The organism is Sphingomonas sp. (genome assembly GCF_036387535.1).
Taxonomy (GTDB): Bacteria; Pseudomonadota; Alphaproteobacteria; order Sphingomonadales; family Sphingomonadaceae; genus Sphingomonas_R.
The window spans coordinates 34587-48288 of the sequence record NZ_DASVTO010000133.1 but is presented as its reverse complement, the minus strand read 5'-3'; the positions used below and the strand labels follow the sequence as shown (position 1 = coordinate 48288).

At 66.4% G+C, this 13702-nt stretch carries 19 protein-coding genes; 2 read left to right on the top strand and 17 right to left on the bottom strand.

The annotated features are described in order from the left end of the window. Positions 1-5 precede the first annotated feature (5 nt). Entirely contained in the window at positions 6-440 is a 435-nt protein-coding gene (locus VF649_RS12400; RefSeq protein ID WP_331012263.1) for a DUF4112 domain-containing protein, read from the top strand. A gap of 8 nt (positions 441-448) precedes the next feature. Here VF649_RS12400 and VF649_RS12395 read toward each other — a convergent pair whose 3' ends face one another. From VF649_RS12395 to VF649_RS12340, 12 genes are all read right to left on the bottom strand, one after another. Then, complete coding sequence (locus VF649_RS12395; RefSeq protein ID WP_331012262.1) at positions 449-1171, bottom strand: ribonuclease T2 family protein; 723 nt, start codon at positions 1169-1171, stop codon at positions 449-451. 32 nt (positions 1172-1203) lie between these two features. After that, positions 1204-2049 carry a carboxylating nicotinate-nucleotide diphosphorylase gene (gene nadC / locus VF649_RS12390; RefSeq protein WP_331012261.1) on the bottom strand — a complete coding sequence of 282 codons (846 nt, stop codon included), beginning with the start codon at positions 2047-2049 and terminating at the stop codon, positions 1204-1206. Positions 2050-2093: 44 nt separating this feature from the next. Continuing rightward, positions 2094-3095 carry a quinolinate synthase NadA gene (gene nadA, locus VF649_RS12385; protein ID WP_331012260.1) on the bottom strand — a complete coding sequence of 334 codons (1002 nt, stop codon included), beginning with the start codon at positions 3093-3095 and terminating at the stop codon, positions 2094-2096. A gap of 45 nt (positions 3096-3140) precedes the next feature. Next, positions 3141-3758 (bottom strand): DUF2238 domain-containing protein, encoded by a 618-nt coding sequence (locus VF649_RS12380; RefSeq protein WP_331012259.1) that lies wholly within the window; start codon positions 3756-3758, stop codon positions 3141-3143. Continuing rightward, the gene (locus tag VF649_RS12375; protein ID WP_331012258.1) at positions 3748-4449 is read right to left on the bottom strand and encodes a DUF4230 domain-containing protein; all 702 of its coding nucleotides are present in this window, start codon (positions 4447-4449) and stop codon (positions 3748-3750) included. The genes VF649_RS12380 and VF649_RS12375 overlap by 11 nt, the downstream gene beginning before the upstream one ends. Beyond that, positions 4431-5276, bottom strand: coding sequence for an MBL fold metallo-hydrolase (locus tag VF649_RS12370; RefSeq protein ID WP_331012257.1), 846 nt, complete (start codon positions 5274-5276; stop codon positions 4431-4433). The genes VF649_RS12375 and VF649_RS12370 overlap by 19 nt, the downstream gene beginning before the upstream one ends. Before the next feature lie 146 nt (positions 5277-5422). Continuing rightward, the gene (gene grxD / locus VF649_RS12365; RefSeq protein ID WP_331012256.1) at positions 5423-5755 is read right to left on the bottom strand and encodes a Grx4 family monothiol glutaredoxin; all 333 of its coding nucleotides are present in this window, start codon (positions 5753-5755) and stop codon (positions 5423-5425) included. A 31-nt stretch (positions 5756-5786) separates the two neighbouring features. Then, positions 5787-6023 carry a BolA family transcriptional regulator gene (locus tag VF649_RS12360; RefSeq protein ID WP_331012255.1) on the bottom strand — a complete coding sequence of 79 codons (237 nt, stop codon included), beginning with the start codon at positions 6021-6023 and terminating at the stop codon, positions 5787-5789. Positions 6024-6028: 5 nt separating this feature from the next. Beyond that, the gene (locus VF649_RS12355) at positions 6029-6352 is read right to left on the bottom strand and encodes a DUF1476 domain-containing protein (RefSeq protein ID WP_331012254.1); all 324 of its coding nucleotides are present in this window, start codon (positions 6350-6352) and stop codon (positions 6029-6031) included. Between the two features lie 76 nt (positions 6353-6428). Further along, a complete protein-coding gene (locus VF649_RS12350) occupies positions 6429-7433 on the bottom strand; it encodes an NADPH:quinone oxidoreductase family protein (RefSeq protein WP_331012287.1) in 1005 nt (334 codons plus the stop codon). Positions 7434-7482: 49 nt separating this feature from the next. Next, entirely contained in the window at positions 7483-8238 is a 756-nt protein-coding gene (locus VF649_RS12345; protein WP_331012286.1) for an NAD-dependent deacylase, read from the bottom strand. 17 nt (positions 8239-8255) lie between these two features. After that, positions 8256-8504: a hypothetical protein gene (locus VF649_RS12340; protein WP_331012253.1), complete on the bottom strand. Its 249-nt coding sequence runs from the start codon at positions 8502-8504 to the stop codon at positions 8256-8258. Positions 8505-8607: 103 nt separating this feature from the next. Between VF649_RS12340 and VF649_RS12335 the strand changes: the two genes are divergently transcribed. Further along, complete coding sequence (locus VF649_RS12335) at positions 8608-9333, top strand: fatty acid desaturase CarF family protein (protein ID WP_331012252.1); 726 nt, start codon at positions 8608-8610, stop codon at positions 9331-9333. 6 nt (positions 9334-9339) lie between these two features. Here VF649_RS12335 and VF649_RS12330 read toward each other — a convergent pair whose 3' ends face one another. The 5 genes from VF649_RS12330 to fliQ form a co-directional block, all read right to left on the bottom strand. After that, complete coding sequence (locus VF649_RS12330) at positions 9340-9753, bottom strand: flagellar export chaperone FliS (RefSeq protein WP_331012251.1); 414 nt, start codon at positions 9751-9753, stop codon at positions 9340-9342. Positions 9754-9802: 49 nt separating this feature from the next. Then, positions 9803-11410 (bottom strand): flagellar filament capping protein FliD, encoded by a 1608-nt coding sequence (fliD, locus tag VF649_RS12325; protein ID WP_331012250.1) that lies wholly within the window; start codon positions 11408-11410, stop codon positions 9803-9805. 87 nt (positions 11411-11497) lie between these two features. Beyond that, positions 11498-12637, bottom strand: a complete 1140-nt coding sequence (locus VF649_RS12320) for a flagellar type III secretion system protein FlhB (RefSeq protein ID WP_331012249.1) — start codon at positions 12635-12637, stop codon at positions 11498-11500. Between the two features lie 3 nt (positions 12638-12640). Beyond that, complete coding sequence (gene fliR, locus VF649_RS12315) at positions 12641-13426, bottom strand: flagellar biosynthetic protein FliR (RefSeq protein ID WP_331012248.1); 786 nt, start codon at positions 13424-13426, stop codon at positions 12641-12643. Then, positions 13423-13692, bottom strand: coding sequence for a flagellar biosynthesis protein FliQ (fliQ, locus tag VF649_RS12310; RefSeq protein ID WP_331012247.1), 270 nt, complete (start codon positions 13690-13692; stop codon positions 13423-13425). Before fliQ ends, fliR begins: the two co-directional genes overlap by 4 nt. Between the last annotated feature and the right edge of the window lie 10 nt (positions 13693-13702).

Below are 13702 nucleotides of genomic sequence, written 5' to 3'. Positions count from 1 at the left end.
GTTCCATGCGCGTTACGCCCGATCATCTCGACCAGCTGGCCGCGCGGCTTCCATCCCTCGGACGTGATCCCGCATCGATCCGGCAACGGGTCGAAACCATGGAACATCTGCTCGAACGCGCGTTCACCATTCCCGGCATCAATCGCAAGGTGGGGCTGGACGCGCTGCTCGGGCTCGTTCCGGTCGTCGGCGACATCGCCACCGCCGCGATGGGCGCATGGATCGTGTGGGAAGCCCGCAATCTGGGCATGTCGAAGCTGAAACTGCTCCGCATGATGGGCAATGTCGGGTTCGATACCGCGATCGGCGCGGTCCCGCTGGTCGGCGACCTGTTCGATTTCGCCTTCCGCTCGAACAGCCGCAACCTCGCGATCATCCGCCGCCATCTCGACAAGCATCATCCGGCGACCGGGACGATGGAAGGCGTCCGGACCGACTGACCCCGGCCTTACCGCCCGCCGCCGCGCCAGATCCGGAGCGGCGCCGTCATCGCCAGCCCGCCCTGATGCGCGGGGCACGCCACCGGCCGATACGCCTTGGACAGGCAGATCCACACCTCGTCCAGCCAGCCGCGCCGGGTGGCGGTGACGCGCATCATGTTCGGCCGCATGCCGGGATTGGCCGCGGCAAAGGCCTGCGCGAAACCACCGGCGGTCAGCGGTCGCCGCGACAGCGCCGCCATGTCCGGATAGCGCAAACCACCATATAGCCGCGTCGATTGTGCGAAATATTCCGCCGGCCGCGTGGTCATGCAGGTGCCGTGCTTGGCCCATTCATGCTGCAGAAGCTGCGCCGACGGCGTCGCGCACAGATTGGCGCGGATCACCGGTTCGGGCAGCAATGCGGCCGCCCGGCAATATTGCGGCCATTCCTTGCCCGCCCCGTCCGGCCACAGCCCGTGCAGTGTGAAGCCGAATTTCGGCCGCGTTCCCGCGCACTGGAACGCATCGCGCGCGCTCTGCTTCTTTTCCCGGCAATATTCGGGGGACCAGGTGATCGCCAGCGTATAGCTGCCGATCGGCACCAGCCGTTGCGGCTGGCTTTCGGACGCCAGGTCCGGCCGCGGCGCCTCCACCTGCGCCGGTGCCGCACAGGACCGCGCCTGCGCATCCGCCACGGCGGGTGCCGTCACCGCCAGCATCACGCCTGCCCACATCGATCCCGAATGCATCGCGTTCCTCCCCGATCCGCCCGGTCCGTTGTTCAGAGCAGCGCGAAATCCAGTCCGATATCCGCCGCCGGTGCCGACTGCGTCAACCGGCCGACCGAAACATAATCGACCCCGCTGGACGCGATGGCATGGATCGTGTCGATCCGTACCCCGCCGGATGCCTCGGTCGGCACTCGACCATTCACCCGTGCCACCGCCGCGCGCAACATCGCCGGGTCCATATTGTCGAGCAGCAGATGCGTCGCGCCCGCGGCCAGGGCGGGTTCGATCTGGTCGATCCGGTCGACCTCCACGATGATCCGCGCGATCCCCGCCGCCACCGCCCGGCGCACGGCGGTGGCGATATCGCCCGCCACCGCAACATGATTGTCCTTGATCATCGCCGCATCCCACAGGCCCATGCGATGATTGGTCGCCCCGCCGGTGCGCGTCGCATATTTCTCCAGCACGCGCAGGCCCGGAATCGTCTTTCGCGTATCCAGCAGGGTGGCGCCCGTGCCGGCCATGGCATCGACATAAGCCCGCGTCAGCGTCGCGATGCCCGAAAGATGCTGCACGCTATTCAGCGCCGCCCGCTCCGCCGTCAGCATCGCGCGCGCACGCCCGCGCAACCGCATCAGCTCGGTCCCGCCGGCCACCTGCGCGCCCTCCTCCACCAGGATGTCGATCGCGACCTCGGGATCGAGCGCGCGAAAGAAGGCGGCCGCAATCGGCAACCCCGCCACCGTCACCGGGTCCCGGCTGTCCATCACCCCTGCGAACACCGCGTCAGCCGGAATGACCGCGGCCGAGGTGACGTCCCCGCCCTCGTCCAGGTCCTCCGCCAGCGTGGCGCGGACAAAGCCGTCCATATCGAAACCGACCAGCGAAAACGTCATGCCATATCCATATCTGCTCTCCGGCGGGTGAGGCTCAAGCGCCCTCAGTCCCCCGTCACCCGCTTTGCACCCAGGTCCCCCTGCCCGACCGCGCCGGCGGCCATTGCCAGCATGCGGTCCAGCGGCGCCTTCGCCCGGATCCGCGTCGCCTCGTCGATCTCGATCCTGGGGGTCAGATCGCGCAGCGCGATATACAGCTTCTCCAGCGTGTTCAGCGCCATGTACGGACACATGTTGCAGTTGCAGTTCCCGTCCGCGCCCGGCGCGCCGATGAACGTCTTGTGCGGCGCCGCCTTCTGCATCTGGTGGATGATATGCGGCTCCGTCGCGACGATGATCGTCTCCGCCGGGCTGGACAGCGCGAATTCCAGGATCGCGCGCGTCGACCCGACCTGATCGGCATGGTCCAGGATGTAGGCGGGGCATTCCGGATGCGCCGCCACCGGCGCATCCGGGTGCAGCGCTTTCAGCTTCAACAGCTCGGTCTCCGAAAACGCCTCATGCACGATGCACGCGCCCGGCCACAACAGCATGTCGCGCCCGGTCTTGCGGTTGAAATAGGCGCCCAGATTCTTGTCGGGCGCGAAAATGATCTTCTGGTCCATCGGCAATTGCGCGAGGATCTTCTCCGCCGACGACGAGGTGACGATGATGTCGCTATGCGCCTTCACCGCCGCCGAACAGTTGATGTAGGTCAGCGCGATATGATCCGGATGCGCCGCCCGGAACGCCGCGAACTGCTCGGGCGGGCAACTATCCTCCAGGCTGCACCCCGCATCCATGTCGGGCAGGATCACGGTCTTCTGCGGGCTCAGGATCTTGGCGACCTCCGCCATGAACCGCACCCCGCAAAATGCGATCACATCGGCATCGGTCGACGCCGCCTTGGATGACAGGTCCAGGCTGTCACCGACGAAATCCGCCAGATCCTGAATCTCCGGCGCCTGATAATAATGCGCCAGGATGACCGCATTGCGCTCCTTGCGCAACCGATCGATCTCCACACGCAGGTCAAGCCCGGCCAGGCTGGGCGTCGGTGCATTCATCCCCGTTCTCCTCGGGGTTGCAGATAGGGCGTCACGACGAACTTGTCAGGTAGATTGATCCAGTAGACGGTCCTGCACGCGTGACAGCAGCGTCAGCGCGGCGGCCGCTCCGATCAGGCACAGCAGCATGTCCCATTGCGTATCCCATGGATCGCCCTGCGTCCCCAGGAACGCATCGGCGCCCTGCCCCAGCGTGACCGCGGTTCCGAACTCGATCAGTTCGTACAGCGCGCTGAACGCCAGGCAGTAGGCAAGCACCGACCACGGGAGCAGCGACCCGAGCCGCACCGTGCTGGACAACAGGATCTCCCGTAGGACAATCGCAGGCACGAACCCCTGCATGAAATGCCCAATCCGGTCGTACGGATTACGCGCCAGATGAAATACATCCTGAAGCCAGAAACCAAGCGGCACCCGCGCGTAGGTATAGGCGCCGCCCAGCATCAACACCAAGCCGTGCAATCCGATCAGGATCAGCGCCAACGAGGTGAGACGCCTTCGCCGCTTCAGCAGAAGCAGCGGGTAGACAATCAGCACCGGCGCAATTTCCATCCACCAGGTGGCACGATCGACCGCGATCAAGCCGGATCCTGCAAGGCCCGCCAGCCACACCAATCCCAATATCGCCATCGATGCGCCGCCGCGGGCCACCCTACCGTCCATACACCGCGTCCAGCGACCGCGACCGGTCCATCGGCTGCGTATCCACCGCCGGAAATGCCGGCTCGTCCGGGAACCGCACGCGCACCGTCGCGTCCAGTCCCGCGGCACGCAGCGGCAGCGCGAAGCTGCGTTCCACCGCGCGCCGGGTCGCATCCTTGGCCAGGCCGACCGGCACCGGCGCCCGCGCCTGCCGCAGCAATTCGGCCTGTCCGGCGCGGCGATTGGACTGGTCCAGCACGGTCCGCGCATCGGTCAGCTTCATCAGCAATCCGCCGCCATCATATTCGCGGATGCGGGTCAGGTCGATCTGCGGTCCCACCACCTCGATCGGCGGCAACACCACGGACAGCTGCTTCGCATTGCCGTCCCAGCTCACGTCCTGCGGGCGCAGCCGCGCCAGATCAACTTCGTACCGCACCAGCCCCGGCAGGATCAGCGTCTTTTTCGCCTCCAGCCCGAACCGCGACTGGGTCGACGTCACAACCGCGACATAGCTGGCGACGAATGCCGAGAGCCGATTCTGTTCGCGCAGGCCCTGCAGGCTGGCCGAAACGATCGTCTCCGGCGCCGGATTGACGATACGCTCGGCCCGGTCCGCGAACCACCACAGCCCGGCGAACAGGATCGCGGCGAAACAGGCCAGCACCAACGTCCAGCGCGCCAGCGGCCGCATCACTCCACCAGCCGCCACCGCCCGTCCTCCTTCGGCATCACCCGGACCCGCCGCTCCAGATCGATCAGATGCGCCAGCACCGACCGCGCCGCCGCGCCGCGCAACCGGTCGTCCAAGCCGACATACATCGCCGCCACCATCGCATCGATCGTTGTCGGTCCCAGCGCCAGTTGGCGCAGGATCTGCCCCTCGCGCTGCTTGCGGTGGCCCAGCATGCCGCGCACGATCCGCTGCGGCCGGTCGATCGGATCGCCGTGCCCTGGATAATAGACGGTCTCAGTCCGCCCGATCAGCCGCTCCAGGCTCGCCATATAGGCGCCCATGTCGCCATCCGGCGGCGACACGATCGACGTGGACCAGCCCATCACATGATCGCCGCTGAACAGCGCCTCCGCCTCCGGCAGTGCGTAGCAGAGATGGTTGGAGGTATGCCCCGGCGTCGCGATCGCGGTCAGTGTCCAGCTTGCATCGGCCACCGTCTCGCCGTCGCCCAGCACCCGGTCGGGCGCATAGGCCAGATCATAGGCCGCATCGATCCCGTCGCCGGCATCGGCCGGCACCAGCGCCGCGCACCCGACAACGGCCGCCCCGGTCGCTGCCTTCAACGCCGCAGCCGCCGGGCTGTGGTCGCGGTGGGTATGGGTGCAGACGATCGCGGTGATCCGCTCGCCCGCGGTCGCGGCCACGATGGCGTCGACATGCGCCGGACTGTCCGGCCCAGGATCGATCACCGCCACCGCACCGCGCCCGACGATATAGGTCTGCGTGCCCGTATAGGTATAGGCCGACGCATTCGGCGCGGTGATCCGCCGGATCAGCGGATGCAGGGTGGTGACGTCAGGCATGTCCGGCTCCACGGCAAGAAGTCGATCCAACACATGCCCACCCGGACCGTCATCCCGGCGCACGCCGGGATCTCCTTCAGGTGAAAATTCACCCCTGGTCAAAACTGGATCCCATATGCGCCGTGATGACCAACGGACGCAGAAAATCACCCCTGTCGCACGACCTTCTTCTCGTCGAGCAGCTCGGCCAGTTCGCCCGCCTCGTACATTTCCATCATGATGTCCGATCCGCCCACGAATTCGCCCTTCACATAGAGCTGTGGAATCGTCGGCCAGTCGGAATATTCCTTGATCCCCTGGCGGATGCCCTGATCCTGCAACACGTCGATCGTCGCATATTCGACACCGAGATGATCGAGGATCGAGATTGCCCGGCTGGAAAAGCCGCACTGCGGGAACAGCGGCGTGCCCTTCATGAACAGCAGCACGTCGGCGGATTGCACGGCGGTGGCGATGCGGGCTTGGGCGTCGTCGGTCATGGCGAAACTTCCTACAGGACAATGCGATGGATCAGGAGGTGGGAACGCCCGTCTTCAGTTGCAACGCATGCAGCACGCCGCCCATCCGCCCGCCCAGCGCGTCATAGACCCGCCGTTGCTGGACCACGCGGGATACGCCGCGAAAACTTTCCGCCACGACGGTCGCGGCATAATGGTCGCCGTCCCCCGCCAGATCGGTGATCTCCACCACCGCGTCGGGGATCGCCGCCACGATCATCGCCTCGATCTCGCTCGCCATCATCGCCATCGCGGTTACTGCGCTTCCATCAGCTGCCGCCGCGCGGCGATCGCCTGTTCGTTCATCGCCTCGCGGACCCGCCCCTCGTCCATCTCGACCCCGGCGGACGTCAGGTCGCCCAGCAGCTTGCGGATCACATCCTCGTCGCCCGACTCCTCGAACTCCGCCTGGATCACCGCCTTGGCATAGGCGTCGGTTTCCTCCGGCGTCAGCCGCATCAGCGTCGCGGCCCATTCTCCCAGCAACCGGTTGCGCCGTGCCACCACGCGGAACTGCATCTCATCGTCGCGGGCGAACGCGGTTTCGAAAGCGCGCTCGCGGTCGTCGAAGGTGGTCATCGTCAGGGTCCCCGGTGGCTCGGTCGTTCTGCCCACGGATAGGGACAGCCGCGCCCCCACGCAATCGGTTAGCGTGTCAGGACCCGCCGATCTCCACCACCAGCTTGCCGATCGCCCCGCGCGCGCCCAGCCTGGCAATCGCGTCGCCGCCCCGGGCCAGCGGGAACCGTTCCGTGACCACCGGCGCGATCCGCTTGGTCTCCCACAGGTGGAACAGCCTTTCGATATGCGCGCGGTTCGCGGCCGGCTCCCGCGCGGCGAACGCCCCCCAGAACACGCCGCACACGTCGCAGCTCTTCAACAGCGTCAAGTTGAGCGGCAGCGCGGGAATGCCCGCCGGGAATCCCACCACCAGATAGCGTCCGGCCCACGCGATCGACCGCAGCGCCGGTTCCGCATAATCGCCGCCGACCGGATCATAGATCACATCGGCGCCGTTCGGGCCGACCGCGGCCTTGAACATCGCCGCCACCGCCTTCGACTGCGCCTTGTCGAACGGCGCGCGCGGATAGACGATCACCGTGTCCGCGCCCGCCTTCCGCGCGGCCGCTGCCTTTTCCTCGCTCGATACCGCCGCGACGACGGTCGCATCCTGCGCCTTGCCCAGTTCGATCGCCGCCAGCCCGACCCCGCCGGCCGCGCCCAGCACCAGCAACGTCTCCCCCGCTGCCAGACGCCCGCGATCCAGCAGCGCGTGGATGGTGGTGGCATAGGTCAGCAGCAACGCCGCACCCTGCGCGAAATCCCGGTCTGGCGGCAGGTGGAACGCCATCGCCGCCGGCACCGCCACCTGTTCGGCCAGCCCGCCATGCCCCACCGTCGCCACCACGCGATCGCCGATCGCCCAGTCGGTGACGCCCGCGCCGATGCCCGTGACGACGCCTGCCACCTCGCATCCCGGCGCGAACGGCCGCTGCGGCTTGAACTGATAGCGATCCTCGATGATCAGCACGTCGGGATAATTGATCCCGCACGCCCGCACTTCGACCAGCAACTCGCCGTCGCGCGCGATCGGCGCGTCGATCTCCGCCAGCGCCAGCGTTTCGGGGCCGCCGGGCGCGGTCGACAACAGGGCTTTCATGGTCATCCTCTCGGTTCGTCCTTGCCGAGCCTTGTCCACCATGTTTCCGTTAGCGTAAAGCCCCTCCCGCCAGCACCATGTCCACCCACGCCGGCACCAGCACCCCCGCGCGTCCCAGCCGCGTCTCGTGAAACATCGCGCTGCCCGCCGACGGTTCCAGGTTCAGCTCCAGCGTCTGTGCGCCATGATGCCGCGCCATCTGCACGAACCCCGCCGCCGGATACACCGCGCCCGATGTCCCGATCGATACGAACAGGTCCGCTGCCGCCAGCGCCGCCTCGATCCGCTCCATGTCGTATGGCATCTCGCCGAAGAACACGATGTCCGGCCGCAACGCCCCGGCCGTCCCACACCCCGGACAAAGCGGCCCGTCGATCAACGGCCCCTCCCACGCAAACCGTCCGCCGCACGCCCGGCACAAAGCGGATCGCAGCCGCCCATGCATATGCCACACCTCCGCCGCCGGCACGCCGCCGCGTTCCAGCAGGTCATCGACATTCTGCGTCACGATTGTCAGCCCGCCATCCCATTCCGCCGCCAGCCGCGCCAGTGCGCGGTGTGCGTCATTCGGCGCCACCTCCGCCAGCCCCGCCCGCCGCGCATCGTAAAATCCCTGCACCAACCCCTCATCCCGCGCGAGCGCCTCCGGCGTGCAGACATCCTCCACCCGGTGAAACCGCGCCGCCCCATCCGCATCGCGCGTCTCCCAATAACTCACCGCGCCCTTGGTGCGGAACGTGGGAATACCGGACTCCGCGGACAGTCCGGCGCCGGTCAGGATGACGATGTTGCCGACATCGGACAGGGTGGACGGCGTCCGGATCACCGGTCGCTCCGCTTCATCCCACCACGCCCTGCCACCATACCCTGTATGTCGACATGCGCGTCGGGTGCGATCACCCGCCCGCCGACCATCCCGGTCACCGTCACGACCGCCCCGGCCCCCACGATCAGATCACCGGCGACCATGCCCGATACGCGGACATGCCGTCCGGCGGCGATTTCGACATCGCCTGCGATCATGCCGGAAACCGTGCCATCGCGTTCCATCAGCAGCGATCCTGCGTGCATGCCTCGGGTCATTACGCGACGCTCCGATCACCGCCCCCTCGCAAAATCGCGCCAGATGGGGCATATAGGTCGGCAACCGTACCGCTGGAGTGTACCCGCGCGCATGACGATCCGCCTTGCCCTGATCCTGCTGGCCCTTTCCGCCGTGGTCAACCTCGGCTTTCTGGTGGCCGCGGCGGACTGGTGGATCGTGCCCGGCGCACTGCTCGGCTGGTATCTGGCGGATCTGATGTCGGGCGCGGTCCACATGTATATGGATTACAAGCCGTGCCGCACCGGCATCGGGCTCGACACGCTCTATTTCTACGAAGGCTCACGCGAATCCGCCGAGTATATCGCAATCCGCGACGCGACCTTTGCGAAGCTTGGGCCATTCGAACGGCTGGTGTTCGATTTCAAGAATCATCATCCGCGACCCGACGCGCTCGGCCGGCGGGATATCGTGCGGCTGATCGGGTCGTCGGTGCTGTTCGGCACATTGCCGGTATCGCTGCTGCTCAATCTGGCCTGCCTGCTGCTGCCGCTGCCGGCCGGGCTGATTGCGACGGCGGTCACCTTTCTGGTCGGGACCACCTTCGCACAATATTTCCACGGCTCGCTGCACCGGGCCGACGTGCCCTGGATCGTCCGCGCGCTACGCCGTGTCGGCCTGCTGATGACGCCTGCCGATCACGCCCATCATCACGCGACCCTGCGGCAGGATTTCAGCACCAACAATGGCTGGTCCAATCCGCTCCTCAACCGTGTGTTCGCCCATCTGCTTCGCCGCGGGCGGCTCCGGCCCGAAGGGCTGGAACCGGAACGCAGCGGCCAGGGGCTCTCTGTCTGAACCGCGTCAGGCCGCTTCGCTGTTGGTATTGCCGATCCGGTTCCAGGCTTCGGCAATCTCGTCGATCATCGTGATAGCGCTTTCCAGCGGTTCCAGCGCACGCTGCCGGCATGACTGCGCGATCAGCCGGTCGGATTCGCGATAGACCAGCGCCAGTGCGCGCGCGATCTCCCCGCCGCCCTTGAAATCCAGGCTGACTTCCAGCGCCTGCACGATCGATTGCGCGCGCGCCGCGCATTCGTTCACGCGCAGCAACTCGTTGCGGCGCAGCGCCGTCTTCAACGTCGCCATCGACAGGATCAATTCTTCATACAGGATGCCGATCAGCCGGTGCGGCGACGCGCCCTCGATCTTCGACGTCAGGTCGATGTTGCGATACTGCTGGCCGATATTACCAGGCTTGCGTGCGGGTGCGTACATGTCGCTCTGTCCTGCCTATTGGGGTATGGCCGCGGCACGGCGGCCGGGATCAATTGTTGCTGTTATTCCACTGGTCGATCTGCTGCGTCAGATACGCCTTGGTGGCGTTCAGCGCGGTCACGCGCTTCTCCATGCCGGTGAAGCTCTTGGTCAGCTTCGCCTTGTAGGCGTCTTCCTGCGTCTCCATCCGCTTGCGGTCGACGGTCAGCCGCTCCGAACGCTTCTTGTAGAAATCACGGGCGCGGGTCAGCGGACCATCTTCATCTTCGTTCTCGACGTCCTTCGTCAGCATCTTCCGGATTTCGGACAAGGCACCGCCAATTCCCGAATCGACGGTGATCGTGGCGCTGGTGATCCCCGGCTTGACGGTGAAGGACAGTCCCGCTGCCTCGGTCACACCAGATGCGGACAAGGTCCCGGCAATCGAAACCGCCTTTTTGCCATTGATCATCGCCTTTGCCGGTGGCCCGGCTTCGATGTCGGTGATCTTGTAGGTGCCGGGCTTCGTCTTCCCCATTTCGCTGGTGATCTGCAACAGCGGGGTCGAACTGCGCTGGGTCGGGTTGAACAGACCTTCGACATTCTCCAGCCGTTCGGACAGCATCTTGTCCAACACCTTCGTATCGACGCTCAGCGATCCGTCGCGCTCGGTCTTCACGCCCAGTTCCGTCAATGTGGACGGGCTGCCGCCGGAACTCAGCGTGGTCGACGTCAGCCGTGCAAGCTGGCGCCGCATCTCGGCAACGCCGATGTCGCCGTACAACGGCCCCTTGGTGGTGCCGCCGAACCCGTTCGATGTCAGTTCGTCCAATGACTTCTTCAGCTCGTTGAAGGCACCGGCAAAATCCTGGATGGCGGTGCGGATCGCATCGGTCGGCGGCGCCGCGCCGATCGCGACGCCGTCCGTCCCCGTGACCTTTTTCAGTTCCAGCTGAACGCCCGGGATCAGGTCGGCAATGCTGTTGGTGGAACGCGTGGCTTCGATGCTGTCGATCACCACAACGGCATCCTGCGCTGTCTGAGTGGATTTCATGCCCAGCGCGTCGGTGCCGTCATAGGCCAGGTCGGCAAACGCACCGCTCGCCTGCACCGTGAAGCCGTTCTCCGCCCCGGTTGCGCCCTTCAGCACCAGCCGCGCATTCGCGCCCTGCGTCACCACGCTGGCGGTCACCCCGGCCCCGGCCGCGTTGATCGCCCGCGCGATGCCGGCCAGCGACGAATCGTCGGCGTTGATCGTGATCGGCTTCGCCTCGCCACCCTTGGTGATGGTGAAGCTTCCGGCACCGAACGCCACGTCGCGACCCACGGCGATCTTGGACGTCAGGTTCTGGCCCATGGCCAGTGCCTTGATCTCGATCTGCGCCGAAAGCCCGGTCAGCCGCGCGCCCGTCAGCGCCGTTGCCGTCACCATCGTGGCATTGCTGGTGGTCGGCTGGGTCGCCAGCGTCCCGCCGCTGATCAGCGTGGTCAGCGCCGTATCGAAATTGGCAAGCCCGCTTGCGGCATCCGCCAGCGCGGAAACCTGCGCCTTGTTCGCGGTTTCCTTGGCGGCGATCCGCTGCTCCTTCGGCGCCCGCGATGCGGCGGCCAGGTCGGTCACCAGCTGGGTGGTGTCGATGCCGGACCCAAGTCCCAGGCTCGTTGAAATTGATGCCACGGCTGCATTCCCCTTCGCTAATCGGAGAACGGCTTACACCGGAAATGCTTAAGCATTTTTTTGCACGGCCCGGCCCGGCGGCAGGGATCAGGCGCCGCGACGGCCTTCCTCGTCATACCGCAGCTCGACCGGCACATCGACCACCGGCTGCGGCACGCCGTCCGCCATCGCCTGGTCCAGCCGGAACACGAATGCCAGCACGGACGCGACCGCCAGGAACAGGTCCTCGCGGATCTCCTGCCCCTGCCGCGTGGTGAAATACAGCGAACGCGTCAGCTGGGGATAGCTGAGCAGCGGGACCTTCATCTCCTTGGCGAAATCGCGGATCGCCGCTGCCGTCGCGCCCCGGCCCTTCGCCATGACGGTCGGCACCGAATCCACCCCCGGACGATAGCGCAGCGCAACGGCGAAATGCGTGGGGTTGGTCAGCACCACCGTCGCCTCGGTCACCGCCACCCGCACCGATCCGCGCAGCACCTCGGCCTGGCGCCGGCGGATCTGGCCCTTCACCTCCGGGCTGCCCTCGCTCTGCTTGTGTTCGTCCTTCACTTCCTGCTTGGTCATGCGCAGCCGCGCCGCGCGCTGCATGATCTGCGCCGGCAGGTCGACGCCGGCGATCAGCAGCAGGCCCAGCGCCATGATGAGGAAGGCATGGACGAACGTCTTGCCGACGGCGCGGATCGCGGTGCCGATGTCGGCATTGCCATAGGCGGTGATGTTCGCGATCTCGCCCGACAACAGCCACCAGCCGACTCCGCCCAGCACGATCACCTTGACCAGCGACTTGACCAGTTCCATCAGGCCCTGCGGCCCGAAGATCCGCTTGATCCCGGCCAGCGGGTTCAATTTGGACGCCTTGAACCCCAGCGCGCTCCAGCGAAAACCCAGCGATCCGAGCACCGCCGGCGTGGCGACCGCGGTCACCATCATCAGGAACAACAACGAGAACAGCGGAACGATGACGCCGCCGATCTGATGCTGGATCACGATCGTCGGGTCGAACCCGACAATGTCATCCCGGCCGAAACTGAGACCCGCGACCAGCATGTCGCTCAACGCCGACAGCATCCACGGACCCGCAACCATCAACCACAGCGCACCGGTCAGCACGCTGATCGCGGTGGCCAGTTCCTTGGATTGCAGGACATCGCCCTGCTCGATCGAATCGCGCAGGCGCTTGCCGGTCGGGGCCTCTGTCTTCTCGTCGCGGTCGGGCGTGTCGGCCATCGCTCAGCTGCCACCCGCGGACAATGTCCGCGCATATTCCAGCCCCGCCGTCATCGATCGCGTGATCGCCTCCGCCAGGGACGGCGCCGCAAACGCCATCAGGATCAGCCCGGCCAGCAGCGCCGCGGGCAAACCCACCGAAAACAGGTTCAGCGCCGGCGCGGATCGCGCCAGCATGCCCATCACCAGCTGCACCAGCACCACCGCGAACCCGACCGGCAACGCGATCACCATGCCCGCGGCAAAGATCGTGCCGCCGAACCGCACCAGCCCGCGCAACGCGTCGGCGGTCAGCCACGCCTGCCCCGGCGGCAACGCCTTGTAACTGTCGAACACGATCATCGCGAGCAGCAGGTGCCCACCCATCGCGAGGAACAGGAAGGTACCGAGCACCGTCAGAAACTGCCCGATCGCCTGGCTCTGCTGGCCCGACATCGGGTCGAGCATGCTGGCAAAGCCCAGCCCCATCGCATTGCCCATCGTCTCTCCCGCCAGCAAGGCGGACGAAAACCCGATCTGGACCGCAAAGCCCAGCGCGAGCCCGGCCAGGATCTCGCCCGCGACCAGCGCGAACCCGGCGATGCTGGCAAACCCTTCCGGCGGCAGCGCGAACGGCACCACCGACACCGCGGGGATCCCCACGGCCAGGCTGATGATCAGCCGCACCTGCACCGGAACATGCGCCGCGCCGAAGATCGGCGCCGCCAGAAACGCCGCACCCGGCCGGATCATCGCCAGCATCCAGATCCAGAGCTGGGTTTCGACACCGGCGAAACCAGTTGGGATCACTGCATCAATTCCGGGATACGCGCGAACATGTCGCGCGTGAAATCGGCGATCAGCACCAGCATCGATCCACCGAACAGCGCCAGGCAGATCCCGATCACGATCAGCTTGGGGACGAAGGTCAACGTCTGTTCCTGGATCGACGTCGCCGCCTGCACCATGCCCAGGATGATGCCGACCACCAACGCGGGGATCAGCACCGGCACGGTCGCCAGCGCGACGACCCATAGCGCCTGTTGGGCTACGCCGACGAAATAGTCGGAGTCCATGTCCCGCCCC

Bases quoted from the DNA above. Each gene is read 5' to 3' on its own strand.
- VF649_RS12335 (WP_331012252.1), top strand. From the start codon at position 8,608: ATGACGATCCGCCTTGCCCTGATCCTGCTGGCCCTTTCCGCCGTGGTC.
- VF649_RS12355 (WP_331012254.1), bottom strand. From the start codon at position 6,352: ATGACCACCTTCGACGACCGCGAGCGCGCTTTCGAAACCGCGTTCGCC.
- VF649_RS12340 (WP_331012253.1), bottom strand. From the start codon at position 8,504: ATGCACGCAGGATCGCTGCTGATGGAACGCGATGGCACGGTTTCCGGC.
- nadA (WP_331012260.1), bottom strand. From the start codon at position 3,095: ATGAATGCACCGACGCCCAGCCTGGCCGGGCTTGACCTGCGTGTGGAG.
- VF649_RS12395 (WP_331012262.1), bottom strand. From the start codon at position 1,171: ATGCATTCGGGATCGATGTGGGCAGGCGTGATGCTGGCGGTGACGGCA.
- VF649_RS12370 (WP_331012257.1), bottom strand. From the start codon at position 5,276: ATGCCTGACGTCACCACCCTGCATCCGCTGATCCGGCGGATCACCGCG.
- VF649_RS12330 (WP_331012251.1), bottom strand. From the start codon at position 9,753: ATGTACGCACCCGCACGCAAGCCTGGTAATATCGGCCAGCAGTATCGC.
- grxD (WP_331012256.1), bottom strand. From the start codon at position 5,755: ATGACCGACGACGCCCAAGCCCGCATCGCCACCGCCGTGCAATCCGCC.
- nadC (WP_331012261.1), bottom strand. From the start codon at position 2,049: ATGACGTTTTCGCTGGTCGGTTTCGATATGGACGGCTTTGTCCGCGCC.
- VF649_RS12350 (WP_331012287.1), bottom strand. From the start codon at position 7,433: ATGAAAGCCCTGTTGTCGACCGCGCCCGGCGGCCCCGAAACGCTGGCG.
- VF649_RS12380 (WP_331012259.1), bottom strand. From the start codon at position 3,758: ATGGACGGTAGGGTGGCCCGCGGCGGCGCATCGATGGCGATATTGGGA.
- VF649_RS12360 (WP_331012255.1), bottom strand. From the start codon at position 6,023: ATGGCGATGATGGCGAGCGAGATCGAGGCGATGATCGTGGCGGCGATC.
- VF649_RS12320 (WP_331012249.1), bottom strand. From the start codon at position 12,637: ATGGCCGACACGCCCGACCGCGACGAGAAGACAGAGGCCCCGACCGGC.
- fliQ (WP_331012247.1), bottom strand. From the start codon at position 13,692: ATGGACTCCGACTATTTCGTCGGCGTAGCCCAACAGGCGCTATGGGTC.
- VF649_RS12400 (WP_331012263.1), top strand. From the start codon at position 6: ATGCGCGTTACGCCCGATCATCTCGACCAGCTGGCCGCGCGGCTTCCA.